This is a genomic window from Corynebacterium sp. HMSC077G07 (assembly GCF_001809225.1).
Taxonomy (GTDB): domain Bacteria; phylum Actinomycetota; class Actinomycetes; order Mycobacteriales; family Mycobacteriaceae; genus Corynebacterium; species Corynebacterium jeikeium_D.
This window is the reverse complement of record NZ_KV796530.1, coordinates 1-25,782: the sequence shown is the minus strand read 5'-3', so window position 1 is coordinate 25,782 and position 25,782 is coordinate 1. Positions and strand designations below refer to the sequence as shown.

Here is a 25,782-nt window from a genome sequence, read left to right as displayed (position 1 = left end):
GAGCAACATGTAAACACTCGAAGGAGCCGTCGCGGTCGTGAGCGCAGAAGATCTAGAAAACTACGAGGCCGACGTTGAACTATCCCTGTACAAGGAGTTCCGCGATGTCGTTAGTCAGTTTTCGTACGTTGTTGAGACGGAGCGCAGGTTCTACCTTGCTAATGCTGTGGAGCTGATTCCGCACAACAGCGAAAACGAGGTCTATTTCGAGCTGCGGATGTCGGATGCGTGGGTGTGGGATGTCCATCGCCCGGCTCGGTTTGTCCGCTACGTGCGCGTTATCACTTTCAAGGATGTCAATATCGAGGAACTGGATAAGCCGGACTTGCGACTGCCGTAGGTTATCGTCGCCTGTCATCACTTGTTATGGCTAGCTGCTAACAGTTATCCACAGTCGAAAAATTATCCACAGTTAGGGCCCTCTGAGCATTTATCGGAGGGCCTTTGTCATGCCCGCTGTGCAAGAGTGTTTCCGAACCGCCAAGGCGGCAAAAGTCTAGGCAGTAAACCGCCAAGGCACAATTCAACGGGGAACCAGGGGGACCGGGGCTATGACACAGAGCTTTGAAGAACTAACCACGAGACAGCTCGGCGCGTTTGGGGAGGATTTCGTCGCCGAGATGTTGGAGGATCAGGGGTGGGAAGTTATTGCTCGGAATGAGCGGGTGGGGCGCTATGAGCTCGATCTTATTGCTGAAGATGTTGACGGCAGGCTGCATTTTGTGGAGGTAAAAACGCGGCGCAGCTCGCGAAGTAGTCAGTTTGGGGACGGCAGAGAGTCCATCACAGCAGCCAAGCTTCGTCATTTGCGCAAGGCGGCGGCACAGTGGCTGTCAGAGAGTTCTACCTACTGGTTAGAGTCCGTAGTTATCGACTGCGCAGAAGTCACAGTGTCCAGCCCTTCGTCCGGTCCTCCAGTCGTTGCAGTTACGTACATTCCCGCAATCAGCGACGCAATCATGTGGGACTGCTAGATGACTGTCGGTACAGCTCTTGCAGTCAGCCTCAGCGGCATTGAAGGAACTATTGTGCAGGTGGAAGCCGATGTTGGGCGTGGCTTGCCGGGAATGTATATCGGTGGGCTCGGCGATGCCGCCGTCGGAGAAGCCAAACATCGCGTGCGCACGGCGGTTGCTAACTCGCAGTTGCCCTGGCCGAAGACAAAAGTCGTGGTGAGTCTGTCGCCGGCGCATATCCGCAAGCACGGCACTAGCTTTGACCTCGCCATCGTCTGCGCCATCCTTATCGCAACCAGCGATGACATGGAGGCCCGAGGTCGTCTCCGCCACACGGTTCTCATTGGCGAACTTGGGCTCGACGGTTCCATTCGCCCGGTGCGTGGAGTGCTGCCGCAGGTCCTTGCCGCCCGCGAGGCAGGTGCCCGTTGGGTTGTCGTCCCCGCCGCCAACGCCGCCGAGGCCGCGCTCGTCGACGGCATCGCAGTCTGCACCGCAGCCGACCTCACACAGCTATGGGGCTGGGTACTCACCGGCTCAGGTTTGACGACCGCGCTTAACGACGACCCCAGCGAACAAGCCTTCTCGGTAGACCTGGCCGATGTCGATGGCCAACCTGAGGCCCGCTTCGCCCTCGAGGTAGCCGCAGCAGGTGGGCACAATCTGTTCATGCAGGGTTCTCCGGGAACTGGGAAGTCCATGCTCGCTGAGCGCTTGCCCACAATTCTGCCGCCATTGCAGAAGTGGCAGCAGCTGGAGGTCACCGCGCTGCATTCGGTGGCCGGAGCGCTCGATACTGCGGACACTCTTATTCAACATCCGCCGTTTGTGGCTCCACATCACAGCGCGACTGTGGCAGCGTTAGTCGGCGGCGGTGCTGTGCCCAAGCCCGGCGCGATTAGCCTTGCCCACCATGGGGTGCTGTTCTTGGACGAAATCACCCTCATGCGCCCGGCGGTATTGGATGCGTTGCGGATGCCGATGGAAAACGGGGTGGTCGTCCACCTGCGTACGCACCATCGAGTGACCTTTCCGGCGAGAACACAACTAGTCATGGCGACCAATCCCTGTCGGTGTGGGGCGGCGTATGCCAGCGAATGCACCTGTTCTAGTACCGAGCGAGCCAAGCATGGTCGCGCATTATCGGGCCCGCTACGCGATCGCATGGATCTCAACGTCACGCTCAGTCCTGCCGGGGCCAAGCTGGGAATTAAAAACAAAGCACACAATGAGCCCTCCGCGGCCGTTCGCGATCGGGTACAGGCCGCACGTGACCGTGCCCGACATAGGTGGCAGGCCCTGGGGCTTGCCGACGAAGCAGCCGTCACCAACGCGAGTGTGCCACGCTCGCTTCTCCGTCGTCACGCGGGCTTAGACGAAGAAGCGATGGCGTTATTGGACTTCCAGTTGAGGAACGGAGAGATTACCCAGCGGGGAGTGGACAAAGTAATCGCAGTGGCGTGGACGCTCGCAGATCTCGGGGGAGTAGACGCGTTTACCTTCGAGCACGTGCAACGTGCCTGCCAGCTGCATGACCGCGAGAGCGGCTAATACAACCGAACCACTATCAAGGGGGAGAAATGGACGAAATTCACGCGTGGGCTTACCTGAATCGTGTGATAGAGGCGACGCATCCGCAGATTGTGCGGCTCGTGACGGAGTTTGGGCCGGTAGAGGTAGCAGAGAGGATCAAGGCTCGCGCCGGGCTGCCGGAAGGTCTGCTCAATACGACGCAGGCACGGGCCGACGTTGACCAGAGCGGCCACGATTTGGAGCTGGCGGCAGCGATGGGGTGGCGTCTTATTTATCCGGGGCACCCAGAGTGGCCGGGGGAGCTGCTGTCCTGCTTTACGACGCTCGAAGTCCGTGACCGCGCCGATGCACCACCACTTGCGCTGTGGGTGCGTGGCCGTGACTTGCGGGACGTGGTCAGTGAAGCGGTGGCGATTGTCGGAACGCGGATGGCCAGCAGCTACGGGACACAGGTGGCGGCCCAATTCGCGGGGCAGTTCGCGAATGCGGGGGTTAGTGTCATCAGTGGTGGTGCGTTGGGTATTGATGCCGCGGCGCATCGAGCTGCGCTCGACGCTGGCGGCACTACGGTTGTGGTCGGAGCCGGTGGTGTAGGGGTTGACTATCCGCGGGCGCATGCAGAACTCTTCGACGGGATTGCAGAGCGGGGTGCGCTGATTACGGAGTATCCACTGGGGGTGCGACCTGCGCGGCATCGGTTTTTGACTAGGAATCGTCTGGTAGCGGCCCTATCGCGAGCAACCACAATCGTCGAGGCGGGCTGGCGTTCAGGGGCGCGCAACACAGCGCACTGGGCAGTGAGGCTAAACAAGCCCTTGGGAGCAGTGCCGGGACCGGTGACGCTGCAAACTACCTCTGGCTGTCATGACCTAATCCGCAGTGGCGAGGCTGTCCTGGTGTGTAGTGCCGATAATGTGCGGTCGCTGTATCGGTCAGTTGGCACAGTGAACGAGGATGCTCAGCTTGAATTGTTGTGGGAAAAGTCGGCGGTGCAGAAGCTTTCTCGAAACGAGCTCGCTGTCTACGACTCTCTGAATTCTGCGGAGCCAACGCCGGTGGGAGAAGTCGCAGCGCAGGCGGGATTGGCCGTGGCGCTTACGACACATTTGTTGCTGGAGCTGCAGGGACAGGGGCTGACCAGTCGGGTGGAGGGTGGGTGGTTGCGCCAGGAACAGAAGCGTTAGTGAGGCGCTAATAAAGCCTTCTGCAGAGAATCTCGAAAAAATCTTGAATTAGGTATTGCAATTCTCTGTACGCTCAGTAATATAGGCAAGGCAAGCCTAAGTAACTGTTACGGAAACGGGCTTGTGACATGGGTGAGGCAATAGGGCAGTGGCTCTGGCGAAAGTCGGAGTCACTGCCTTTTTCCGCTGTCTGGTGAGGTCTCGCGGTGTGCATCTACTAAGGTCAGAACCGTGAAGCGCGCAACCAATAACGACGACAGGACTGAGCTGGATCTCGGGTTATCCGCCAATATTGAGGCCGTGCTCATGGATTTTCTCGATGAGCTGACTTATTCCCGCAGACTCTCTGACGCAACCGTCCGTGCCTATCGAGCCGATCTCATCCCCCTCCTCGCCGGCCTGGACCACATCAGTGAACTCTCCACCCCTGTCATCCGTGCGCACCTCGGCGCGAAGCATGCGGAGGGTGCTGCGCGGTCATCGCTGGCTCGCTTAACGACGTCCATTCGCCAGTTCTGTAGTTGGCTCGTAGCTCGGCAAATTCTCGATGCTGATCCGTCGCTGCGGCTGTCAACGCCGAAGAAACATCAGCATCTTCCGGAAGTGCTCTCGCCGGAGAGGGTTGAGGAGGCAATCGAGAAAGTCTCATCCGAGGACAGCGCAGTTGCGGCTCGCGACTTGGCCATTGTGGAACTGTTGTATGCCACCGGGATGCGTGTAGAAGAGCTGTGCAAGGCCGACGTCTCAGATGTGGACTTTTCCCGCCACATCATCTCGGTAGTGGGTAAGGGGAACAAGCAGCGCATCGTGCCCTTCGGTGCACCAGCGGAGGCGGCACTCAAAGGCTGGCTCCAGGTGCGTGGAAGCTTTCATGCTTCCGCACAGGCCGAACATGCGCTTTTTCTCGGTGTGCGTGGAGGTAGATTGAATCCTCGTCAGGCGCGCCGAGTTATTCATAAATGGGCTGATGTTTCACCGCATGCTCTCCGACATTCTGCGGCCACGGCCATGGTGGAAGGTGGCGCTGACTTGCGTGTGGTGCAGGAGATGCTCGGTCATTCGAGTCTGGCGACCACGCAGATTTATACCCACGTCTCAGCGGATCGTCTCCGTGAAGTACATAAGCGGGCACATCCGCGCGCTTAATTGCGCAGGGTTGTTTAATTGCGTACAGGCTTGAGCACGATTGGTCTCCGCTGTATCAAATCCAGTGGGTTGAGATAGTCTTTGCCGCGCAGTGCGCCCCAATGCAGGCCCGGTTCGGGATGTTTGGCGTTGACCACAAGATGACCAATCACCTGGCCAGCGGCCACGTGGTCTCCCTTTTCTAACGCGGTATCTATGGGCTGATAGGTTGTGCGGATGCCATCGGCGTGCATGATTGACACGGAAGTCATTCCGGCGATCGAACCGGCGAAATGCACCACACCGGGAGCTGAGGCGCGGATTGGCTGGCCCGGGGAGGCGTTCAGGTCTACTCCGCGATGTCCAGGCTGCCAGCGTTTTTCCGGTGGGGTGTAGAAGCGTAGAACTTTGCCGTGCACAGGGAAAGTATGCGTAATAGCGGATATTGGCTCGCCGGTAGCTGCAGGTGGGCTTGGGGGTGTTGTTAGCGCGACAGCGAGCACGAATAGCGCTAATGTGCGCATTAGCGAGCGCCTGAAACTCTGCTTGGTTGTCATGCGCGATAGTGTGGCGGACGCTACACCCGTCGACAAGCGGCAGTGCATTGCAAACGGTTCTAGCTGTGGATGACTTTTTGTCCTGTGGATAGCAGGGCGTGTCAGATATTGCGACCTGCGCGATGTATCAGATAAGATTACGCTCGCGGTGTCTGCCTTAATGGGCGGTCATTAGCACAAAGACTACGCGCGCGACCCATTCCGGCTGGTTCACGGGTGCTCGGCAGGATATCTGTCGGGTGTGAGGCAGCGGGGGAGCGCTAGGGCACAGGGAAAGCCTGTGCGTGAACTGTAACCACCTATATCGGATAAGAAAGGAAGGGAAGCAGCCGCAGCCCTAGTCAGGCTGGACGTGAGGATCTTCCCTGAATATGACATGGCTGTTGTATCCATGCGAGAACTGCTCGATGCAGGTGTCCACTTCGGTCACCAGACCCGTCGTTGGAACCCGAAGATGAAGCGTTTCATCTTCACCGAGCGCAATGGCATCTACATCATCGACCTGCAGCAGACCCTGACCTACATCGACGAGGCTTTCGAGTTCGTCAAGGAGACTGTCGCTCACGGTGGCAACATCCTGTTCGTCGGTACCAAGAAGCAGGCTCAGGAAGCCGTTCAGAACGAGGCAGAGCGCGTTGACATGCCGTACGTCAACCACCGCTGGCTCGGCGGTATGCTGACCAACTTCGCCACCGTTTCCAAGCGCCTGGCTCGCCTGAAGGAGCTTCAGGCAATGGACGCTGCTGAGAACGGCTACGAGGGTCGCGGCAAGAAGGAAATCCTGATGCTGACCCGTGAGCGCACCAAGCTGGAGCGCACCCTGGGCGGTATTCGCGACATGTCCAAGGTTCCGTCCGCACTGTGGATTGTTGACACCAACAAGGAGCACATCGCTGTCTCCGAGGCTAAGAAGCTGGGCATTCCGGTTGTTGCCATCCTGGACACCAACTGCGACCCGGATGACGTTGATTTCCCGATCCCGGGCAACGACGACGCAATCCGCGCTGCTTCCGTGCTGACCCGCATCATCTCCACCGCTGTTGAAGAGGGCCGCAAGGCTCGCGCTGAGCGCGAGGCCAACGCTGCTCGCGAAGCAGCAGGCGACGCTCCGATCGAGTCCGCCGCTGAGAACACCGACCAGGCTGCAGAGATGGACGCCGAGGGCTCCGCTGCAACTGAGACGGCATCCGCTGAGTAAAGCTGAACTTTCTAACCACCACAAGTTCTAACCACCACAAGGAGGAACGCCCAGCATGGCGAATTTCACTGCTGCTGACGTCAAGAAGCTCCGTGAGCTGACCGGCTCCGGCATGAAGGCTTGTAAGGACGCACTCGTCGAGACCGACGGCGATTTCGACAAGGCTGTCGAGATCCTGCGCATTAAGGGCGCAAAGGACGTCGGCAAGCGTGCAGAGCGCACCGCTGCCGAGGGCCTGATTGCTGTTTCTGGTAACACCATGGTCGAGGTCAACTCCGAGACCGACTTCGTTGCCAAGAACCAGGAGTTCATCGACTTCGCCAACAAGGTCGCCGACGCTGCCGCAGCAGTCAAGGCAAACTCCCCGGAAGAGCTCGCAGCAGCTGACCTCGACGGTCAGACCGCAGCTGAGGCTACCCAGGAGCTCTCCGCAAAGATCGGTGAGAAGCTGGAGCTGCGTCGCGCTGCTACTCTCGAGGGCGACAACATCGCTGTCTACCTGCACCGCCGTGCAGCAGACCTGCCGGCAGCTGTCGGTGTTCTGGTTGCTTACACCGGTGAGGGAGAGGGCGCTGCAGAGACTGCTCACGCAGCAGCTATGCAGGTTGCCGCTCTGAAGGCTCAGTACCTGTCCCGCGAGGATGTCCCGGCTGACCGCGTCGAGGCAGAGCGCGCTGTCTACGAGAAGATTACTCGCGAAGAGGGCAAGCCGGAGCAGGCTATCGCCAAGATCGTCGAGGGCCGTCTGAACGGCTTCTACAAGGACGTTGTTCTGCTGGAGCAGCCGTCCGTCGCTGACAGCAAGAAGACCGTTAAGCAGCTCATGGAAGAGGCTGGCGTTACCCTGACCGGTTTCGTCCGCTTCGAGGTTGGTCAGCACTAATTCGCTGTAATTTGTGCTCTAACCTCTAGCTGCTAGCTAGTGTGAATGCCCCATCCGATTGCTTCGGGTGGGGCATTTTGCTGCCATGTTGCAGACAATGCGGAGCGTCAAGTGTGCCTTGCTGTCGTGACCGGGTAGACTCGTCTGCGACTTTTTAAACGGTGTGAGAAAGGTGCATGGTCATGGCAGAATCTGTCGAGCGCAATGGCTTCAAACGTGTGATGCTCAAGCTCGGTGGTGAGATGTTCGGTGGCGGCAAGGTTGGCGTTGACCCGGACGTGGTGCAAAACGTTGCCCGACAGATTGCGGAAGTTTCCCGAAAGGGCGTCGAGGTCTGTGTCGTCATTGGCGGAGGTAACTTCTTCCGTGGCGCACAGCTTCAGCAGCGCGGCATGGACCGCGCACGCTCTGACTACATGGGCATGCTGGGCACGGTCATGAACTGCCTGGCTCTGCAGGACTTCCTCGAGCAGGAGGGCGTGGACTGCCGCGTTCAAACTGCAATCAACATGGCACAGGTCTCGGAGCCGTACCTGCCGTTGCGTGCTAAGCGCCACCTGGAGAAGGGCCGCGTGGTCATCTTTGGTGCAGGTATGGGTATGCCGTACTTCTCCACCGACACCACCGCCGCCCAGCGCGCCCTGGAGATCGGCTGCGAGGTACTGCTGATGGCCAAGGCCGTTGACGGTGTCTACACGGCCGACCCACGTGAGGTGCCGGACGCAGAGCTGTTCGATGACATCACCCACCGTGAGGTTCTGGAACGCGACCTGCGCGTTGCGGATGCCACCGCTTTCTCCCTGTGCATGGACAACAACATGCCGATTCTCGTGTTTAATCTGCTTACCGACGGAAACATTGCGCGCGCGGTAGCCGGTGAGCAAATCGGTACTCTCGTCCACAGCTGATAAATTTGTTCGTAATACGTTCTTTCCACAGAGCGCTCTAGAACTATCTAGAACCCGCGTAGAAACCCGAGGTTAAAAACACAATGATTGATGAAGTCCTGCTTGACTGTGAAGAAAAGTACGGTAACTCCGTAGAACACTGCCGCGAGGAGCTGACCCACATTCGCACTGGCCGTGCGAACCCGGCGATGTTCAACGGCGTTATTGCGGAGTACTACGGTGTTCCGACTCCGATTACCCAGATGGCTACCATTTCGGTTCCAGAGCCGCGCATGCTGCTGATTAAGCCGTATGAGCTGAGCGTCATGGGCGACATCGAAAACGCGATTCGCAACTCCGACCTGGGTGTGAACCCGACTAATGATGGCCAGGTCCTGCGCGTAACTATCCCGCAGCTGACCGAGGAGCGTCGTCGTGAGATGGTTAAGGTCGCACGTTCGAAGGGCGAAGACGCCAAGATCGCGATTCGCAATGTCCGTCGTAAGGGCATGGAAACTCTGAAGAAGATTCAGAAGGACGGCGATGCTGGCGAGGACGAGGTGCAGGCAGGCGAAAAGGAGCTGGACCAGGTCACCAAGAACTACGTCGAGCAGGTGGACTCCTTGGTTGAACGCAAGGAAGCGGAATTGATGGAGGTTTAGGCCTTCATATTCAACCGGGAGAGGGGATTTGAGGCGCCAATGCCAACGTCGAAGCCAGCGTCCAATAAGGAACGTGTTCTAGACGAACTACGGCTCATTAAGCCACGCAACTCAGCAGGTCGGAACCTGCCGGTTGCAATCACGGTGGGCGTAGCACTTGGTGCAGTCGTCATCATCGGCTTGCTACTGGGGGCGCTCGCCTGGACCGTTCTGGTCGCCGCGGCGGTTGGTCTCGCAACCTGGGAGGTCTGCGAGCGGCTCCGTGAGTCCGATTGGCAGGTCCCTCGCCCGGTATTGATTCTCGGCGGACAGCTGATGGTGTGGTTGTCTGCCTACTGGGGGATTGACGGTTTGGTCATGGGCCTGGCCGCGACTCTGATGCTCTTGCTGGTCGTTCGTCTGTTCTTACACGGGATGGCCGAAGCACCACGGAACTGGCTGCGGGATGTCGCAGTCGGTGTTTTCGTGATGATGTGGATTCCGTTCTTTGCCGCGCTAGCAGTGCAGCTGGTACGCATGGACAATCCCTGGGGAGTTGATCCGCGTCTGGTCATTGTGACCTTCATGATTGGGGTTATTTCAAATGACGTCGGAGGCTATGCCGCTGGTGTAATGTTCGGAAAGCATCCGATGGCCCCAAAGGTAAGCCCTAAAAAATCCTGGGAAGGGTTCGGCGGCTCTCTTGTACTCGCCACCATTACTGGAGCGCTCTGTGCGATCTTTATGTTGCACGCGCCGTGGTGGCAGGGCATCGTGCTGGGCATCGCCCTGGTTATCTCGGCTACGCTTGGTGACCTGATGGAGTCCCAGTTCAAACGAGATCTGGGGATTAAAGATATGTCCTCGATTTTGCCGGGCCACGGCGGTCTGATGGACCGCCTGGATGGCATGCTGCCATCAGCCGCGATGACGTGGCTGATATTGCAGCTATTCAGCCTAGTTTAATTCGGCTGGTTCAATCGGCCTTTAGTTGCCGCCCTTACGAATCTGGCGGCGCAGATCAAACATTCGCCAGCCACCGATGAGTGCGGTGATGAGGGCGCCGAGGATGGCAGCGAACAGCATTCCGACGCCGACTGGGAAGTTCCAGGTCCAGCCGAACAGGTTTAGTGCGGTCTCCTGCTGATTCTGCAGAATGAACACCAGCAGTACGATCAGCAAAACTGCACTGATGACCAGGCCAATCCACATAGAGCCCGCAGTGGTCTTTTGCACCTTACGCTGGCCAGGGGCGGGCGCTGGCTCCGGTGCGGAGTCCTTCTCTGTCGGCGCGTCAACGACTGGCTCTGGAAGGTTGTCCTGCTCAGGTGCAGGAGCCACGGAATCATTTGGGGAGTACGACGGAACGTCGTCGAAAAGCGGACTGTCGTTATTCGGCTGATTAGCGTTAGTCATACCTATCATTCAACACGTTTTGGCAGGTATGTACCACTTATAAAGGTTCACTTAGTTGCGGCTGCCGAGTCACTCATTAGGCCAAAACCGTCATTACATGCGAAAATGGGTGTCATCATGGCATCTTCACTTCCAATCGTTCTTAAAGCTCCACGTCGCGGCATGCCCGCGACCCATTTTGCGGACCTCGATGTTGAGGAACGGAAGGCTGCGGTCAAGGAACTGGGCCTGCCGGCCTTCCGTGCCGATCAGATTGCCCGGCACTATTACGGTCGGCTTGAGGCTGACCCTATGACGATGACTGACCTGCCAGAAGCAGATCGTCAAAAGGTCAAGGACAGTCTCTTCCCACCTCTGTTGACTCCCGTTCGCCACATCACCTGTGATGACGGCGAGACTCGTAAGACTCTGTGGCGTGCAGGTGACGGTACGCTGCTGGAATCCGTGCTGATGAAGTACCCGGGGCGTGCGACCCTCTGTATTTCCTCACAGGCCGGTTGCGGTATGGCATGCCCATTCTGCGCGACGGGGCAAGGCGGTCTGCAGCGTAATCTCTCCACCGCGGAGATTGTCGACCAGGTGCGTGAGGCCGCTGCCACTATGGCAGCTGAGGGCGGTCGTCTGACCAACATCGTATTCATGGGCATGGGCGAGCCGCTCGCGAACTACAATCGTGTTCTCGCCGCCGTCCATCGCATCACGCGGCCCTCGCCGGAGGGATTTGGCATCTCGATGCGCAATGTCACCGTCTCTACGGTTGGTTTCGCGCCGAATATCCGACGGCTTGCCGACGAGTACCTGTCAGTAACTCTCGCGGTGTCTCTGCATACTCCGGATGACGAGCTTCGCGACGAGCTGGTACCGATCAACAATCGCTTTACAGTGGCCGAGGTACTCGATGCAGCTCGCTACTACGCAGACAAGACAGGCCGTCGCGTATCTATTGAGTACGCTTTGATTCGCGATATTAACGACCAGGATTGGCGTGCAGACCTGTTGGGTAAGAAGCTCCACAATGCTCTGGGCTCACGTGTCCACGTCAACCTAATCCCGCTCAACCCAACTCCGGGTTCGATGTGGGACGCCTCCCCGAAGAAGCAGCAGGAGGAGTTCGTCCGCCGCGTACAGGCCCAGGGGGTACCGTGCACGGTCCGCGATACCCGTGGCAACGAGATTGCGGCAGCGTGTGGTCAGCTGGCGGCTGAAGAAGTTTAGTCGCTGAATAGCAAAAATCCGCACCGAATTCGGTGCGGATCTTTTTGTGCGCTGTAGCGCTATAGAGCTGTCGCTATAGAGCTGTTAGGCCAGACTTTCTGCAAAAGTGGCTAACTCTACTGGTTCTGTCCTTCCGGCAGGCGGTTCCAGGAGCGCAGCTGAGAGTCGGTCAGGTTAGCGTAGACACCAGTGCCGTTAACCTGGTCACGTGCCCACTCCGGCTCAATGTGGCCTTCCGGCTTGTTGTGACCGGTAACGGTGCGGACCTGAGAACCCTGCGGGGCGAACAACTGCAGCAGCAGGCCAATAGCAATCAGGGCGGCGATGGCGACCAGCCACCAGTTCTCGACGTTGCCCTTGTGGTTACCAATGGTCATACCCAGCAGGAAAATCACGGAAATCCAGCCGGCCTTCTGCATAGCGCTCTTGCTAATGCCGTGCCAGCCCCACTTCGCCGACGGCTCGTCGAGGGTGCTGACGCCGCGGTAAATCTCTTCCTTTGGCTCGTGGTTGCTCACTTGAAAGTCCTCCTGTAAACACTTTCGGCGAATTGCACTCTATATGCACTTCAGTCTATCTGCGATTTTGCTGAAAGCGACTGAGCGCATTTTCAGACAATCTTGAGTATCGGGTGTAAGGATACCTTAGAACTTGCTGAAATTGGGACTTCGCCCGGCCGGAAACTCTCCGCCGGTGTGCTCGTTTGCCCAAAGTGGGGGTAGGGTGAGCACTCGTGACATTTCTTCTTGGAGTTTTACTCTTCGCAATCGGCATCGCGGTGACAATCGCCCTTCACGAATGGGGCCATCTCACCGCAGCTCGACTGTGTGGAATGCAAGTGCGTCGGTACTTCATTGGTTTCGGCCCAACGCTGTTTTCCTTCAAGCGGCATCACGCTGCGGCAGGAGGGCATGACACCGAGTATGGAGTAAAGGCAGTTCCGTTTGGCGGATTCTGCGACATCGCAGGTATGACCGCTATGGATCCAATCGATCCTGCCGAAGAACCCTACGCCATGTACAAGAAGCCGTGGTGGCAGCGCATTATCGTGATGCTCGGTGGGGTGGCAATGAACCTCATCGTTGGATTCATCATTCTTTACTTCATTGCCGTGACGTGGGGTTTGCCCAACATGGGTAAGGAAATGGCGCCACGCATTCAGGCGGTGCAGTGCGTCTCGCCGGCACAGCGTGCCGACGGCACGCTGGAGCCCTGCACTGGTTCCGGTCCTGCAGAGCGCGCAGGGCTACGTGCCGGAGATGTGATTGAGAAGATCAATGGCACCAAGATCACGTCCTACCCCGAGGCTGTGTCTCTCATCGGTAGCTCTGCAGGTGGCGACATCAAAATGACCATCGACCGCAATGGCAGCACCCAGACGGTCACGGTCACCCCGGAAGTCGTCAAACGCAAGACTAACGACGGGCAGGACATCGACCAGCCAGCAATTGGTATCGCCTTCCAGCGACCAGAGACCATCCTTCACGAGTACAACGCAGTGACTGCCATCGGCGGTGCGGCCAGCTTCACAGGCAGCCTTTTCGGGGCGGTTTGGAACGGGCTGCTCTCCATTCCGGAGAAGGTTCCCGGCGTGGTCGCCTCTATCTTTGGTGCTCAGCGTGACCCGGCCAGCCCAATGAGTGTCGTCGGCGCGTCGCGTGCCGGTGGTGAATTGGTGGAGATGAACCAGTGGCCTTCATTCTTTCTGTTGCTGGCTAACCTCAATTATTTCCTGGCCGTGTTCAACCTCGTGCCGTTGCCGCCACTCGACGGTGGCCACATCGCCGTTGTTATTTATGAGCGCATCCGCGACCTGATTCGCAAGGCGTTCGGTAAGCCTGCGCTTGGGCCTGCCGATTACACCAAACTCATGCCAATTACTATGGCCTTTACCGCAGTTTTGCTGGTCTTCGGCGTTCTGGTTATGGCTGCTGACGTGGTCAATCCAATTGTGCTGAACCGCTGATAGCAGGTTGCGGCGCGCCAGCGTCGTCGTAAAGCAAAGCGGTGCTAACGTCAGCCCACATGGAACAAACTTCGCGCCGCAAGCCCCTGCTTCGCAGTATCTCGGCTGTGGCAATCACGGGTCTGGTGTTGTCATCCGCCGCGTGTACGCCGCGGCCTGACACCGGGCGCGAGGTGCTTGAGGAATTCCTTGGGGCGCTGGCGGGAGGGGATGTCGCTAAGGCGGCGGCGCTGACCGATCATCCGGATTCCGCTGAGGGGGATCTGAATGCGGCCACCGACGGCCTTCAGCCGGAGGGGCTTGACTATGAAATCGAGGGTATCGATACCAGCTCGAATCAGTCCTCGGCCGAAGTCACCATGAATTGGCAGCTGCCGCATCAGCGACGCTGGGGATATGACACCACTTTCACGCTGACCAAGACTGAGGCTGGGCAACGGGATTGGGCGTTGCGCTGGTCGCCAGCATCCCTGCATCCACAGCTGGGGCGTAATCAGCACCCAGAATTGCGCACTATCGCAGCTCCACGTCCGTCTGTGGTTGGTTCGGACGGTGCGGCCTTGCTTGAGCCGGGGACTGTGCACCGGGTAATTCTCAATCGTGATGGGGCGGAGAATGTGCAGTCGTCGATTAACCGGGCGGCGACGGTCATCAATAATGAAATGCCGGAAGATGGTCCGAAGCTTGACGCGCGCGCTATAGGGGAGCAGGCAGCTGGTGGGAAGGGTAACTTTTCACTGATTGTGCTGCCGGCATCCACGCCGCAGCGAGTCAAGGATGAGCTCGCGGACATTGACGGAATTTCTGTTAACGATGAAGCAGCGATGGTGCGACCCGACCCGGGGTTTGCGCCTGATTTGATGAGCCGTGTGGAAAGGCTAGTGGACACTGGTGATCACGGTGCCGATGGCTGGAATATCGTGGCGGCCAACGAGGGCGGAGCAGTCGTCGGCACGCTCTATGAGGTGTCTCCGGATGTAGCCCCGGCGGTGCAGGCATCGATTAGTAAAAAGGTGCAGGACGCAGCGCAAAAGGCCGTCGATACGCGGCAAGATGCTAAGGCAATGCTGGTGGCTGTGCAGCCGTCTACGGGCAAGATTCTGGCGGTAGCACAGACAGCGGAAGCAGATAAGGACGGCGACCTTGCGCTGATGGGACAGTTCCCGCCGGGATCGACGTACAAGATTGTTACTGCCGCCGCAGGTGTGCAGCACGAGGGGCTAAATGCGGGATCGACTGTGCCGTGCCCAGGTTCGATGGAGATCGGGCCGCGTATTGTCACCAACTACAACGGAAGTGGTGTCGGGAATACCTCGCTGAGCGATGCGTTCGCGCGGTCTTGTAACACCACGTTTGGCAACATCTCTCACAAGTTGGAGCCAGGGCAGTTCAAGGAGGAGTCCAAGAACTTCGGCATCGGCATCAACTATCACATCGCGGGCCTCGACACTATTACCGGCAGCGTGTCTGATGGCAGTGATGAAGTCGAGCGTATCGATGCGGGCTATGGACAGGGCAATGACTTGGCCAGCCCGTTTGGCATGGCACTGGTTTCCGCGACGGTGGCGGCCGGGCGCACTCCGACGCCGTCACTCGTGCCAAGCGCGGGAACGTGGCAGTCGCAGACATCGAAGCCACTTCCACCTGAGGTTTTGAATGAGATTCGCTCACTCATGCGGGCGGTGGTGACCTCCGGTACCGGTTCGGCCATTGCCGGACGCGGTGAGGTCTACGCCAAGACCGGTGAGGCCGAGTATGGAGGCGGCTCGCACGCTTGGTTCACTGGCTATCGAGATGACTTGGCCTTCGCCACGCTCATCGTCGGTGGTGGTGGATCCGAACATGCGGTGGCGATTACCGATGCCTTCTTCGCCAATATGGATGAAGGTTCAGGAGACGAGGGCTAGAGCATTTCTGGCTTCGAAACCGGCACAGGCCGAAAGGCTAATCCGGGGGTAGGGGTAGAGTATGTTCCATGACTCAGCGTTCTCCACTTACTCAGCAAAAGTCCACGCCAATTCGCACTGTTCCGGCACATATTGAACGGCCGGAGTACGCCTGGAAGGACGAGGTTCAGGAAGGCGTCGGCGAGCCGCTGGTACAGACTCCGGAAGATATTGAAAATATGCGAGAGGTCTCTCGCATTGCTGCCAACGCGTTGGTGGAGGCCGGCAAGGCCGTAACTCCGGGCGTGACCACGGATGAGATTGACCGGGTGGTGCACGAGTACCTGTTGGATCACGACACCTACCCGTCCACGCTGGGGTACCGCGGTTTCGAGAAGTCGTGCTGTGTGTCTCTCAATGAGATTGTCTGCCACGGTATTCCGGACACTCAGGTTATTGAAGACGGCGATATCGTCAATGTCGACGTCACCGGATACAAGAACGGCGTCCACGGTGACACCAACGCGACTTTCCTCGCGGGCAATGTCTCGGAGGAGCACCTCCAGCTAGTGGAGCGCACTTACAACGCCACCATGCGCGGCATTAAGGTCATCAAGCCGGGCCGTGAGATTAATGTCATCGGCCGCGTAATCGAGTCTTACGCTAAGCGTTTTGGATACAACACCGTTCGGGACTTCACCGGTCACGGTGTCGGTACCACGTTCCACAATGGTTTAATCGTTCTCCACTACGATGAGCCGAGCCAGGACACCATTTTCGAGCCGGGCATGACCTTGACTGTTGAGCCGATGATTAACCTTGGTGAGCTGCCGTACCACATCTGGGATAATGGCTGGACTGTGCAGAATGATGACTTCAAGTTCACCGCCCAGTTCGAGCACACGGTGCTGGTGACCTCCGACGGCTATGAAATCCTCACTCTGCCGGATGAGCAGAACGTGCCAGGCCAGTTCCAGACTGGTTGGAAGCCCGAGGCCTAAACCGTGCAGGCCCCTGCAGCTCTGATTGCCGGCTGCACCTCAGATGCCGGTAAGTCGGTTCTGGTCGCCGGCATGTGTCGGCTACTCGCGCGCCGCGGCGTGAAGGTCGCGCCCTTCAAGGCGCAGAACATGTCCAACAATTGCGCTGTCACGCTCGACGGCGGCGAGATTGGGCGCGCGCAGGCTCTACAGGCGTTGGCCTGTGGGCTGGAGCCGGATGTCTCCTTTAACCCGGTGCTTCTCAAGCCGGGCTCGGACCACACCAGTCAGGTGGTGGTCAAGGGCAAAGCCGATGGGCATGTGAGCGCTCTGACGTACCGGTCGCGGAGAAAAGCGCTGCGCGGAGTAGTTGCGGAGACATTGGAAGAGTTGCGGGGGCAGTTCGATGTCGTCCTGTGTGAAGGCGCTGGTAGTCCTGCCGAGGTCAATCTGCGAGAGTCAGACATCGCCAACATGGGGTTGGCAGAGCTCGCTGATCTGCCGGTTGTGGTCGCCGGTGACATTGACCGCGGTGGGGTGCTTGCACATTTCGTCGGCACGCATGCAATTTTGAGCCGCGAAGACCGCGCGCGGATTACCGGTTTTATCGTCAACAAGTTCCGGGGCGATGTTTCGCTGTTGACACCGGGATTGGACGTGGTGCGCGAGCACACCGGCGTGCCCGTACTCGGCGTAGTGCCTTTTATTCCGGGGCTGTGGATCGATGCGGAGGATTCGCTCGGTACAGTCGCTGGTGCGTCGGTAGGGCCGGCGAACGCACCGCTGGGTACGGAAACGTTGTCCGTGGCCGCCATTCGCTTGCCGCGCGTGTCCAACGCCACCGATATCGAAGCGCTTGCCTGTGAACCAGGGGTACACGTGCAGTGGACGGTCGATCCGTCGGTCGTTGCTCGCGCCGACCTGGTCGTGTTGCCCGGGACGAAGTCGACGGTCGCCGATCTCAAGTGGTTGCGCGAGCGTGGGCTTGACGACGTGCTGGAGAACCGAGCTGCCCGGGGGTTGCCGCTGATTGGCATCTGCGGTGGGTTCCAAATGCTCTGCACCACCATCACTGACTCGGTGGAGTCGGTAGCCGGGACAGTGAACGGGCTTGGAGTGTTCGATACCGACATTGAATTCGCGGGGACGAAGACGCTGGTGAGCCACCCGGATGGCTCTTACGAAGTCCACAATGGACAGGTTGTGCGAAGCAGCGAGGCGCCCTTTATCACTGAGCCTGAAGAAGGGGCGCGGCGTGGCATGGTGATGGGTACGCACCGCCACGGCTACCTGGAAAATGATCAGGCGCGCCGTCAGTTGCTGAGCGAAGTCGCAGTTGCCGTCGGTCGAGACGGCTTTGAGGTCAGCTCTAATACTTCGTTTGCCGAAGAACGGCTGCGGCAGATCGACCTGTTGGCCGATGCAGTCGAGGAGTACCTGGCTGGGCCCGCATTGGCCCAGGCCACAGGTATTGAACAGCTGGGCTAGTTATCGAACTCCAGGCCCAGGATTGCGTTTTCAATCAGCTCTGGCAGTGCTGGGTGAATCCAGTGCTGGCCCTTGACAACTTCGCGCACATCCATCTCGAAGCTCATCATCTGGATGCACTGCTGCACTAGAGTGGCAGCCTGCTCGCCGATGAAGTGCGCACCCAGCAGGCGGCCGGTGGCGCGGTCCGCAATCAACTTGGCAAAGCCATCGCGATCCTCCAGCGCCCAGCCGTAGGCGACATCGCCGTAGTTCTGTACCTTCACGGTAATGTCCGTGCCATTTTCCGCAGCCCAGGCGCGAGCTTCATCCTCGGTCATACCGACCTGACCAATCTGCGGATGTGAGAAGACTGCCGACGGAATGTAGCGGTGGTCAAATTCGCGCAGGTCCGACGGATTCAGCACGTTGTGGAAGACAACCTTGGCCTCATGGTTGGCAATATGCTTCAGCTGGTACGGGCTAGAGACATCGCCCAGCGCCCACACACCTTCGGCAGAGGTGCGGCCGTACTGGTCAACCTTGATGCGACCATCGTCGTGCATCGCCACACCACCGGCTGCAAGGTCCATACGGTCACCGTTGGGGATGCGTCCGGTTGCCACGAGCAGGGCATCGGCTGCGAGCTCCGTGCCGTCGTCAAGCGTGACCGTGACGATCTCGCCCTCCTGGGAGAGCTCAGTGATGGAGGTGTTCATACGGATGTCAATGTCGCGGGAGGCAACCTCGTGGAAGCGCTCGGAGATAGCGGCGTCTGAGCCACGCAGCATGACATCGGAGCGCACCAGCATGTGCACCTTCGTGCCGAAGGATGCGAAGACATGCGCGAACTCGCTAGCGATGTAGCCGCCGCCGACGACGATCATTTCGCGCGGAAGCTTGTCGACGCGCATGATGTTCTCGTTGGTGTAGTAATCGACCCCGGAGTCTGCGATGAGGCCCGGAACGTGAGGGCGGGAGCCTGCAGCGATGATGATGTTGTCGGCTGTGATGTCGACGGTTTCCTCGCCGATGCCGGTGCGAATAGTGCGAGGGCCGACGAACGTTGCGTGGCGGTCGTAGACATCGATATTGGGAGTCTCGTCCCCGCGGCGGTATGCCTCGCCGCCGTCGGCAATCTGGTCGACGCGCTGGGCAAAAACGCGATCCTGGATTTGCTTGAGATCAACGGAGTCGAAGGTGCCGTGCACGCCCAGGCGGCTGGCCTCGCGGATGTTGCGGGCGGCATCAGCGGCCAGAACGAACATCTTGGTGGGAATACACCCAACGTTGAGGCAAGTACCGCCGAAACGTCCTTCCTCCACCAGAGCGATACGGACATTGTCGTAGGCCGGGGCTGGAATGGAATTGCCGGACCCGGTTCCGATAATGATGACGTCGTAGTGGCGTGGGGTAGTCTCAGGCGAATTCTCAGTGGTCACAAGCACTCCTAGCATTCTGGTCAAACTAGTTTGGTTCAACCGTACTGAATGCTGATTTATTCCGAGTTCCTATTCTGTGCTCCTATTTTGAGCTGTCTCCTGGATTGACTGTGGCAAGGAACTGGAATGTCTCATTAAAAGCGCGGTCTAGTGCTTCGGGTGCGGAGAGATACACGTCGTGGAGAGCACCCGGAATCGCGACGTTGCGAGCCTGCGGTCCCAAGTGGGCAGTGGCATCGGCAATTTGCTCAGTGTTGAGGACAGAGTCAACGCGGCTGAGTTCCGGTGTGTAGTCGGAACCGAGAAGGTAGTTGTCCGAGTGGAGAACGAGCGTCGGCACGCCGGTATCGATACCGCGGCTGACACGTTGCTGGCCGACGATGATGGCATTGAGCCAACGCCAGTTCTTGTCATGGCCAGCCAGCGGCTTGAAAGTGCGGTTGTACTCCCAGCGTCCCTGGTGGTCGGCGCTAATGGATTTGCCATAGCCGCCCGCAGACTGCACCGGAATGAGACTGTTAGGGCGAATCCGCGACATAACGCGAGTCACCAGCGAGTACACGGGAGCCTTTGCCCGGGAAACGTGCAGAGTCAGCCACGGTGAGTTCAAGACGGCAGCTGTGACGGAAATATTGGGTGCTTGCGGGCAATGGCCGCCTGTGCTTCGTAACCAATCGAGCCAGAGCACGGCAATGAGACCACCAGTGGAGTGCGCATTAACAGTGACAGTTGTATGACCGGCGTGGTCTAACACTGCGAGTGCCCTGTTGAGATCCTCGAAGTAATTCGTTAGATCGCTGCAGCCATGCCAAGTCTGCCCCGGTTGGTGTGCGCGCCCGCACTTACGCAGGTCAATAGCGTAAAAGGCGTAGCCTTCGGCGTGGTACCGCTCCGCCACGTGCTTCTGGAAGAAATAGTCCGACATCCCGTGAATCCATAGAACCGCCGGACGTTTTTGGAAGTCGCTTGCCGACGAGTCGGGGCAGTAGCGGACCAATACCGCGTGTACGGATCCCTCACCGTCGGGATCCTGGCCGAGTTCGATGACATGTTGGCTGTAGTCTTCGCCTAGGTTATCGGGGTTAAAGGTGGGGGTAACGAAATCGGGAATATCGGTAGTCACAGGGTCAAGCCTAGCGCCGATTACCGGGGGTAGTGGGAATGTGTGCCACAATAGATTATGGACTGAGACGGTAGCTCTCTTTTGCGTCTTTAGTTGTGTGCGCGCATGTGAGCGAGCGCTAGTTTGAATCACTAATCAAGTTAGTAAGGATGTTGACAGCAAAATGGCTGATAACAAGCTTCCTGCTTCCAGTGGCGACGAGGTAGACGTCGTCCTCATCGGTGCAGGTGTAATGAGTGCGACGCTGGGTGTGCTGCTCAAGGAGCTCGAGCCATCCTGGTCACAGGTTCTGTTCGAGCGTCTCGATCAGCCCGCCAAGGAGTCTTCCTCCCCGTGGAACAACGCTGGTACCGGCCACTCTGCTCTGTGCGAGCTGAACTACACGCCGGAGAAGAACGGCAAGGTCGATGTCACCAAGGCTAAGCTCATTAATGAGCAGTTCCAGGTTTCCCGCCAGCTGTGGACCTCGCTGATTGAAAACGGCACCCTGACTGACCCGAAGGAATTCATCAACCCAGTTGATCACACCACCTTCGCTCAGGGGCCGGAGCAGATGGCGTTCATGCGTCGTCGCTACGAGGCACTTGAGAAGGAGCCGCTGTTCCACGGTCAGGAGCTCATTGAAGATCCGGACCGTTTCGCTGAGTACCTTCCGCTGATGTCCGAGGGCCGTGACTTCTCCAAGCCGGTCTCCGCTATTCGTAACCCGAATGGTACGGACGTTAACTTCGGTGCACTGACCAAGCAGTACCTGGCCGCACTGTCCGATATGGGTACTGAGATTCGCTACGGACACGAGGTCACCGGTCTGAAGCGCGACGGTTCCAAGTGGATCGTCACCGTGAAGAACCTGCACACCAAGGACGTTCGCACCCTGGTTGCCAACTTCGTATTCGTCGGTGCCGGCGGTGACGCACTGCCGCTGCTGCAGAAGGCTCGTATTAACGAGATTCGTGGTTTCGGTGGCTTCCCGGTCTCCGGCCAGTGGCTGCGCTGCACCAACGAGGAAGTCATTGCTAAGCATGACGCCAAGGTCTACGGTAAGGCTTCCGTCGGCACGCCGCCGATGTCCGTTCCGCACCTGGACACCCGTGTTATCGACGGCAAGCGCGGCCTGCTCTTTGGCCCGTACGCCGGTTGGAACATGAAGTTCCTCAAGAACGGTAACAACCTGGACCTGATTAAGTCTCTGCGTCCGGCCAACCTGCCGTCCATGATGGGTGTTGGTGTCCAGGAGATGGGGCTGACCAAGTACCTGATTACTGAGGTTCTGAAGGACTTCGACGCACGTATTGAGTCCCTGCGTGAGTACGTCCCGAACGCTCGCCCAGAGGACTGGGAGCTGATCGTCGCTGGTCAGCGCGTCCAGGTCATTAAGCCGATGAAGGCTCCGGTCTTCGGTACCCTCGAGTTCGGTACCGCGGTCATCAACTCGTGGGACGGCACCATTGCCGGCCTGATGGGTGCATCCCCGGGCGCTTCCATCGCTCCGGCTGTGATGATTAGCCTGATTGAGCGCTGCTTCGGCCGTCACATGGGCAAGTGGGCTCCGAAGCTGAAGGAGCTCGTCCCGTCCTACGGTACGCACCTGGCTGATGACCCGGCTCTGTTCAAGGAGGTCTGGGAGGCTTCCCAGAAGACCCTGAAGCTGGAGCGCTAGTAACTCGCTGAAGAGCTTCAAAGAGTTCAATTAAGCCAACATTGTTCTACCCCGCTGTGAGCCATCCGTTCGCAGTGGGGTAGAACTGTGCTTATGGAAAAAATCACGTCAGCGACCACTGCACAAACAGAGCCCACTTTTCCTTTTACTGCGATCGTCGGGCAGCAGCGACTACAGCTTGCGTTGATTCTGACCGCGCTATCCCCGGAGATTGGTGGTGTCGTCATCCGCGGTGAGAAGGGCACAGCCAAGACCACTACGGTCCGCGCGTTGGCGCCATTTCTCAGCGGATCGTTGGTAAACCTGCCACTCGGCGCTACGGAAGATCGAGTCGTAGGCTCCATCGATGTGGAGACCGTCCTGACTACCGGACACGCACAGTTCAATCCGGGACTACTCAGCGCGGCTGACGGTGGCATTCTCTATGTCGACGAGATTAACCTGCTGCCGGATCATCTCGTTGACTCCGTGCTCGATGCCGCAGCCACCGGTCGCGTGGTTGTTGAACGCGATGGTATCTCGCACTCCGCAACCTCCAGGTTCGTGTTGGTCGGCACGATGAACCCGGAAGAGGGCGAATTGCGTCCCCAGCTTCTCGACCGCTTTGGGCTCGCCATCGACGTCACCGCATCCAAGGATCCGGCTGTCCGCGCGGAAATCGTCGCCCGCCGCCTCGACTTTGACGCCGACCCGGAGAGCTTTGTCACGCGGTTCGCCGCCGACGACGATGCGCTACACGCTCGCATCGATCGCGCGCGCGCACTGCTTGACGACGTCGAATTGACCCCCAACATTCTTGGTCAAATTGCCACAGTGTGCGCTGCTTTTGATGTGGACGGGATGCGTGCCGACATCGTCATTGCACGTACCGCCCGCGCTCACGCTGCCTGGCGAGTAGCCGGGGACGAGTCGGCGCAGCCGGCACCCGGCAATCCAATTGAGATCACTGCGGAAGACATTAAGGTAGCTGCGGAAATGGCACTGCCGCACCGTCGTCGCCGTGACCCCTTTGATGAACCAGGACTGGACCAGGAACAGCTCGACGATGCTCTGCAGGATGCAGAGGAGCAGTTCCGAGATGACCAGAATCAGCCAGAGTCGAGTCCGGAGTCGGATCCAGAGCCCGATGCTGAGCAGGTCTCCCAGTTCGACTCCAACTCCGAACCTCAGGAGCCACAACAGTCGAATTCCTCGGGATCGAAGGGAGGTCGCGCCGCTGAAGGCGCCCCCTTTCGCCGTTCGTAAAATCAGCGTTGACGGTGTCGGCCAAGGGGATTCCGGTCGGCGTTCCAAGGCCATTGGCCCGCGGGGCAGCACCATTGGTGCCGAGCGGGGAGGCCATGGTCTCCACGTGCCGGCGACAGTGCTGGCGGCGGCCAATCGTGGCGCCCGCATGGGCGACTCCATGATTCCCCTGGAACCGGAGGACGTTCACGGCGCTATTCGACAGGGAACTGAGTCCAATCTGGTCGTCTTTGTCGTGGACACCTCGGGTTCCATGGCAGCACGCGACCGTCTGGCAGCCGTCACCGGCGCGGTCACATCGCTGCTGCGTGATGCCTACCAAAGCCGCGATAAAGTCGCTGTCGTTACTTTCCGCGGAAATAACGCCGAATTAGTTTTACCGCCGACGAAGTCTATCGACACCGCAGTACGTCGCCTCGCAGATGTCCGCACTGGTGGCCGAACTCCATTGGCCGAAGGATTGCTGAAGGCACACGAAGTGGTAGTTCGGGAAGCCCATAGGGAGCCCACACGGCGCGCAATCATGGTCTTGCTCTCCGACGGCCGAGCAACGGGTAAAAATGGCCTGCAGCAGGCGAGGGCTGTGGCCGCAAAGATCCGTCGTCAAGCGTTGGCGGCGACGGTGGTTATCGACTGTGAGCGCTCTCGCGTGCGGCTGGGGCTGGCACAGGAACTCAGCGTGGAATTGGGTGCGACCTGCATAAATCTCTCCGAACTCAATGCCGAAGCCGTGGCGGGCGTGGTCCATGCCTATCATCGAGACCATGGCACAAGGAAAGCTTGACCCCAAATCAATTCCCAACGATGGACTGACCACCAGGCAGCGTCGCATGATTCCGATTACTGCGGTGCATACGGGCCCAGGTAAGGGCAAGTCCACCGCGGCATTCGGTATGGCGATGCGCGCGTGGAATCAGGGGATGAATATCGGTGTCTTCCAGTTTGTAAAGTCGGCAAAGTGGAAGGTTGGCGAGGAAGCTGTCATGCGCCGGTTGGGCGAGCTTCACGACGACACGGGGGAAGGCGGCCCGGTCGAATGGCACAAGATGGGCGAAGGTTGGTCTTGGTCGCGTAAGCAGGGCACTGAGGAGGACCATGCGGCAGCTGCTGCCGAGGGATGGCAGGAGATTAAACGGCGCCTGGAAAATGAGGTGCACGACTTCTACGTCCTCGACGAGTTCACCTACCCAATCAAGTGGGGTTGGATTGATGTCGACGATGTGGTGGAGACATTGAGGAACCGTCCCGGCCGCCAGCATGTGGTGATGACTGGCCGCGATGCGGATCCGAAGCTCGTGGAGGTCGCGGATCTGGTGACGGAGATGACCAAGATTAAGCACCCGATGGATGTCGGACGTAAGGGACAAAAGGGCATCGAGTGGTAGCGCCTGGAATTGTCATCGCGGCGACAGCTTCAGGCACGGGAAAGACGACAATCTCCACGGGGCTGATGCGTGCACTGTCGCGTCGTCACGCGGTGGCACCTTTCAAAGTCGGACCCGATTATATTGATCCTGGCTATCACGGGGTAGCCGCTGGTCGTCCCGGGCGCAATCTGGATTCCTTTATGTGCGCGCCTGAGATGATTGGGCCGCTCTACGCACATGGAGCTGCCGACAGCGATATTGCGGTGGTCGAAGGGGTTATGGGGCTTTTCGACGGCCGCATTGGTGACGACCCGCTATCGGTGGAGGGCTCGACGGCTGAGATTGCCTCACTGTTGGGCCTTCCGGTGGTGTTGGTGATTGATGCCCGGCATATGTCGCAGTCGGCGGCGGCTGTTGTCCACGGTTTCTCCACGCTTCGCACTGACGTCCGTGTCAGTGGCGTGATTATTAATCAGGTGGGCAGCCCGCGGCATGCGGACATCATTACCCGTTCTGTGGAGGCCATGGGGGTCGAGGTGCTCGGCGCTATTCCGCGAGTGACTGATATTGAGGTGCCCAGCAGGCATTTGGGGCTGGTCACTGCAGTCGAGCAGGGTGAGCAGCTAGAAGCGGTCATTGAATCGATGGCCAACTTGGTGGAAACCTACATCGACATCGACCGGATTATCCAGCTTGCCCGGCAGCCCTATCCAGCTGAACCATGGGCCCCTGCACAGTTCGTTGCACCGCTGGCTCTTAATCGCCGCGTGCGCGTGGCGGTCGCGGCGGGTCCTGCGTTCTCGTTTACCTATGCAGAGCACCGTGAGCTATTGCAGGCCGCTGGAGCCGAGGTCGTGGATTTCGACCCATTGGTTGACGAACTGCCGGAAGCCGAAGGCTACATCGTGCCCGGTGGATTCCCAGAAGAGCATGCCGACGCGCTATCTATTCGTGATGACATTCGCCGCGATCTACGTCAGGCTGCCGACGATGGTGCGCTGATCCACGGCGAATGCGCGGGGCTGCTCTGGCTGCTTGAAGATCTCGGTGG

25 protein-coding genes are annotated in these 25,782 nt (G+C 58.8%); 20 read left to right on the top strand and 5 right to left on the bottom strand.

Annotation, left to right across the window (positions count from 1 at the left end):
- Nucleotides 1–37: 37 nt before the first annotated feature.
- The 5 genes from HMPREF2562_RS03805 to HMPREF2562_RS03785 all read left to right on the top strand — a co-directional run bounded on the left by HMPREF2562_RS03805 (nucleotide 38) and on the right by HMPREF2562_RS03785 (nucleotide 4,819).
- A complete protein-coding gene (locus tag HMPREF2562_RS03805) occupies nucleotides 38–340 on the top strand; it encodes a DUF2469 domain-containing protein (RefSeq protein ID WP_005509529.1) in 303 nt (100 codons plus the stop codon).
- 211 nt (nucleotides 341–551) lie between these two features.
- Entirely contained in the window at nucleotides 552–974 is a 423-nt protein-coding gene (locus tag HMPREF2562_RS03800; RefSeq protein ID WP_065421646.1) for a YraN family protein, read from the top strand.
- Nucleotides 975–2,507: a YifB family Mg chelatase-like AAA ATPase gene (locus HMPREF2562_RS03795; protein WP_070549642.1), complete on the top strand. Its 1,533-nt coding sequence runs from the start codon at nucleotides 975–977 to the stop codon at nucleotides 2,505–2,507.
- A 29-nt stretch (nucleotides 2,508–2,536) separates the two neighbouring features.
- The gene (dprA, locus tag HMPREF2562_RS03790) at nucleotides 2,537–3,673 is read left to right on the top strand and encodes a DNA-processing protein DprA (protein ID WP_049189671.1); all 1,137 of its coding nucleotides are present in this window, start codon (nucleotides 2,537–2,539) and stop codon (nucleotides 3,671–3,673) included.
- A gap of 291 nt (nucleotides 3,674–3,964) precedes the next feature.
- Complete coding sequence (locus tag HMPREF2562_RS03785) at nucleotides 3,965–4,819, top strand: tyrosine recombinase XerC (protein WP_049170927.1); 855 nt, start codon at nucleotides 3,965–3,967, stop codon at nucleotides 4,817–4,819.
- 14 nt (nucleotides 4,820–4,833) lie between these two features.
- Here HMPREF2562_RS03785 and HMPREF2562_RS03780 read toward each other — a convergent pair whose 3' ends face one another.
- Complete coding sequence (locus HMPREF2562_RS03780) at nucleotides 4,834–5,355, bottom strand: murein hydrolase activator EnvC family protein (RefSeq protein WP_070429359.1); 522 nt, start codon at nucleotides 5,353–5,355, stop codon at nucleotides 4,834–4,836.
- A gap of 376 nt (nucleotides 5,356–5,731) precedes the next feature.
- On the opposite strand from HMPREF2562_RS03780, the gene rpsB reads away from it, so the two are divergent.
- The 5 genes from rpsB to HMPREF2562_RS03755 all read left to right on the top strand — a co-directional run bounded on the left by rpsB (nucleotide 5,732) and on the right by HMPREF2562_RS03755 (nucleotide 9,930).
- Complete coding sequence (gene rpsB / locus HMPREF2562_RS03775) at nucleotides 5,732–6,553, top strand: 30S ribosomal protein S2 (RefSeq protein ID WP_038628671.1); 822 nt, start codon at nucleotides 5,732–5,734, stop codon at nucleotides 6,551–6,553.
- Nucleotides 6,554–6,608: 55 nt separating this feature from the next.
- The gene (tsf, locus tag HMPREF2562_RS03770) at nucleotides 6,609–7,436 is read left to right on the top strand and encodes a translation elongation factor Ts (RefSeq protein WP_048735543.1); all 828 of its coding nucleotides are present in this window, start codon (nucleotides 6,609–6,611) and stop codon (nucleotides 7,434–7,436) included.
- A 182-nt stretch (nucleotides 7,437–7,618) separates the two neighbouring features.
- On the top strand, nucleotides 7,619–8,344 hold the full coding sequence (pyrH, locus tag HMPREF2562_RS03765) for a UMP kinase (RefSeq protein WP_070429358.1): 726 nt from the start codon (nucleotides 7,619–7,621) through the stop codon (nucleotides 8,342–8,344).
- An 83-nt stretch (nucleotides 8,345–8,427) separates the two neighbouring features.
- Nucleotides 8,428–8,985, top strand: coding sequence for a ribosome recycling factor (frr, locus tag HMPREF2562_RS03760; RefSeq protein WP_070549641.1), 558 nt, complete (start codon nucleotides 8,428–8,430; stop codon nucleotides 8,983–8,985).
- Nucleotides 8,986–9,024: 39 nt separating this feature from the next.
- Nucleotides 9,025–9,930 carry a phosphatidate cytidylyltransferase gene (locus HMPREF2562_RS03755; RefSeq protein ID WP_048735546.1) on the top strand — a complete coding sequence of 302 codons (906 nt, stop codon included), beginning with the start codon at nucleotides 9,025–9,027 and terminating at the stop codon, nucleotides 9,928–9,930.
- Between the two features lie 21 nt (nucleotides 9,931–9,951).
- On the opposite strand, the gene HMPREF2562_RS03750 is transcribed toward HMPREF2562_RS03755, so the two are convergent.
- Entirely contained in the window at nucleotides 9,952–10,380 is a 429-nt protein-coding gene (locus tag HMPREF2562_RS03750) for a lipopolysaccharide assembly protein LapA domain-containing protein (protein ID WP_070429301.1), read from the bottom strand.
- 117 nt (nucleotides 10,381–10,497) lie between these two features.
- Here HMPREF2562_RS03750 and rlmN point away from each other — a divergent pair, with 117 nt between their 5' ends.
- On the top strand, nucleotides 10,498–11,595 hold the full coding sequence (gene rlmN, locus HMPREF2562_RS03745; protein ID WP_049170933.1) for a dual-specificity RNA methyltransferase RlmN: 1,098 nt from the start codon (nucleotides 10,498–10,500) through the stop codon (nucleotides 11,593–11,595).
- A 116-nt stretch (nucleotides 11,596–11,711) separates the two neighbouring features.
- Here rlmN and HMPREF2562_RS03740 read toward each other — a convergent pair whose 3' ends face one another.
- On the bottom strand, nucleotides 11,712–12,113 hold the full coding sequence (locus tag HMPREF2562_RS03740) for a DUF2631 domain-containing protein (protein WP_038628682.1): 402 nt from the start codon (nucleotides 12,111–12,113) through the stop codon (nucleotides 11,712–11,714).
- A gap of 215 nt (nucleotides 12,114–12,328) precedes the next feature.
- Between HMPREF2562_RS03740 and HMPREF2562_RS03735 the strand changes: the two genes are divergently transcribed.
- The 4 genes from HMPREF2562_RS03735 to HMPREF2562_RS03720 all read left to right on the top strand — a co-directional run bounded on the left by HMPREF2562_RS03735 (nucleotide 12,329) and on the right by HMPREF2562_RS03720 (nucleotide 17,915).
- Complete coding sequence (locus tag HMPREF2562_RS03735; protein WP_070549640.1) at nucleotides 12,329–13,561, top strand: M50 family metallopeptidase; 1,233 nt, start codon at nucleotides 12,329–12,331, stop codon at nucleotides 13,559–13,561.
- Nucleotides 13,562–13,620: 59 nt separating this feature from the next.
- Nucleotides 13,621–15,468, top strand: coding sequence for a penicillin-binding transpeptidase domain-containing protein (locus tag HMPREF2562_RS03730; protein WP_049189667.1), 1,848 nt, complete (start codon nucleotides 13,621–13,623; stop codon nucleotides 15,466–15,468).
- Nucleotides 15,469–15,536: 68 nt separating this feature from the next.
- The gene (map, locus tag HMPREF2562_RS03725; protein WP_049189666.1) at nucleotides 15,537–16,448 is read left to right on the top strand and encodes a type I methionyl aminopeptidase; all 912 of its coding nucleotides are present in this window, start codon (nucleotides 15,537–15,539) and stop codon (nucleotides 16,446–16,448) included.
- 3 nt (nucleotides 16,449–16,451) lie between these two features.
- Nucleotides 16,452–17,915 (top strand): cobyric acid synthase, encoded by a 1,464-nt coding sequence (locus HMPREF2562_RS03720; protein WP_049170796.1) that lies wholly within the window; start codon nucleotides 16,452–16,454, stop codon nucleotides 17,913–17,915.
- On the opposite strand, the gene mtr is transcribed toward HMPREF2562_RS03720, so the two are convergent.
- Nucleotides 17,912–19,351, bottom strand: a complete 1,440-nt coding sequence (gene mtr / locus HMPREF2562_RS03715; RefSeq protein ID WP_049170798.1) for a mycothione reductase — start codon at nucleotides 19,349–19,351, stop codon at nucleotides 17,912–17,914. The two genes, HMPREF2562_RS03720 and mtr, sit on opposite strands and share 4 nt — an antisense overlap.
- Before the next feature lie 67 nt (nucleotides 19,352–19,418).
- A complete protein-coding gene (locus HMPREF2562_RS03710; protein ID WP_049170801.1) occupies nucleotides 19,419–20,459 on the bottom strand; it encodes an alpha/beta hydrolase in 1,041 nt (346 codons plus the stop codon).
- Between the two features lie 163 nt (nucleotides 20,460–20,622).
- Here HMPREF2562_RS03710 and mqo point away from each other — a divergent pair, with 163 nt between their 5' ends.
- From mqo to HMPREF2562_RS03685, 5 genes are all read left to right on the top strand, one after another.
- Nucleotides 20,623–22,119: a malate dehydrogenase (quinone) gene (gene mqo / locus HMPREF2562_RS03705; protein ID WP_049170803.1), complete on the top strand. Its 1,497-nt coding sequence runs from the start codon at nucleotides 20,623–20,625 to the stop codon at nucleotides 22,117–22,119.
- A 93-nt stretch (nucleotides 22,120–22,212) separates the two neighbouring features.
- Nucleotides 22,213–23,364, top strand: a complete 1,152-nt coding sequence (locus HMPREF2562_RS03700; RefSeq protein WP_048735587.1) for a magnesium chelatase ATPase subunit I — start codon at nucleotides 22,213–22,215, stop codon at nucleotides 23,362–23,364.
- A 106-nt stretch (nucleotides 23,365–23,470) separates the two neighbouring features.
- The gene (locus HMPREF2562_RS03695; RefSeq protein ID WP_224784241.1) at nucleotides 23,471–24,148 is read left to right on the top strand and encodes a vWA domain-containing protein; all 678 of its coding nucleotides are present in this window, start codon (nucleotides 23,471–23,473) and stop codon (nucleotides 24,146–24,148) included.
- On the top strand, nucleotides 24,129–24,749 hold the full coding sequence (cobO, locus tag HMPREF2562_RS03690) for a cob(I)yrinic acid a,c-diamide adenosyltransferase (RefSeq protein WP_042389270.1): 621 nt from the start codon (nucleotides 24,129–24,131) through the stop codon (nucleotides 24,747–24,749). Before HMPREF2562_RS03695 ends, cobO begins: the two co-directional genes overlap by 20 nt.
- Nucleotides 24,743–25,782: cobyrinic acid a,c-diamide synthase CobB (locus HMPREF2562_RS03685; RefSeq protein ID WP_070549639.1), on the top strand; the 1,040-nt coding region annotated here is incomplete at its 3' end. The genes cobO and HMPREF2562_RS03685, both read left to right, overlap by 7 nt.

Coding starts and splice junctions, on each gene's coding strand:
- HMPREF2562_RS03795 (WP_070549642.1), top strand. CDS start 975: ATGACTGTCGGTACAGCTCTTGCAGTCAGCCTCAGCGGCATTGAAGGA.
- rpsB (WP_038628671.1), top strand. CDS start 5,732: ATGGCTGTTGTATCCATGCGAGAACTGCTCGATGCAGGTGTCCACTTC.
- dprA (WP_049189671.1), top strand. CDS start 2,537: ATGGACGAAATTCACGCGTGGGCTTACCTGAATCGTGTGATAGAGGCG.
- HMPREF2562_RS03800 (WP_065421646.1), top strand. CDS start 552: ATGACACAGAGCTTTGAAGAACTAACCACGAGACAGCTCGGCGCGTTT.
- HMPREF2562_RS03700 (WP_048735587.1), top strand. CDS start 22,213: ATGGAAAAAATCACGTCAGCGACCACTGCACAAACAGAGCCCACTTTT.
- rlmN (WP_049170933.1), top strand. CDS start 10,498: ATGGCATCTTCACTTCCAATCGTTCTTAAAGCTCCACGTCGCGGCATG.
- map (WP_049189666.1), top strand. CDS start 15,537: ATGACTCAGCGTTCTCCACTTACTCAGCAAAAGTCCACGCCAATTCGC.
- HMPREF2562_RS03755 (WP_048735546.1), top strand. CDS start 9,025: ATGCCAACGTCGAAGCCAGCGTCCAATAAGGAACGTGTTCTAGACGAA.
- pyrH (WP_070429358.1), top strand. CDS start 7,619: ATGGCAGAATCTGTCGAGCGCAATGGCTTCAAACGTGTGATGCTCAAG.
- cobO (WP_042389270.1), top strand. CDS start 24,129: ATGGCACAAGGAAAGCTTGACCCCAAATCAATTCCCAACGATGGACTG.
- mtr (WP_049170798.1), bottom strand. CDS start 19,351: ATGCTAGGAGTGCTTGTGACCACTGAGAATTCGCCTGAGACTACCCCA.
- mqo (WP_049170803.1), top strand. CDS start 20,623: ATGGCTGATAACAAGCTTCCTGCTTCCAGTGGCGACGAGGTAGACGTC.
- tsf (WP_048735543.1), top strand. CDS start 6,609: ATGGCGAATTTCACTGCTGCTGACGTCAAGAAGCTCCGTGAGCTGACC.
- frr (WP_070549641.1), top strand. CDS start 8,428: ATGATTGATGAAGTCCTGCTTGACTGTGAAGAAAAGTACGGTAACTCC.
- HMPREF2562_RS03750 (WP_070429301.1), bottom strand. CDS start 10,380: ATGACTAACGCTAATCAGCCGAATAACGACAGTCCGCTTTTCGACGAC.
- HMPREF2562_RS03780 (WP_070429359.1), bottom strand. CDS start 5,355: ATGACAACCAAGCAGAGTTTCAGGCGCTCGCTAATGCGCACATTAGCG.
- HMPREF2562_RS03730 (WP_049189667.1), top strand. CDS start 13,621: ATGGAACAAACTTCGCGCCGCAAGCCCCTGCTTCGCAGTATCTCGGCT.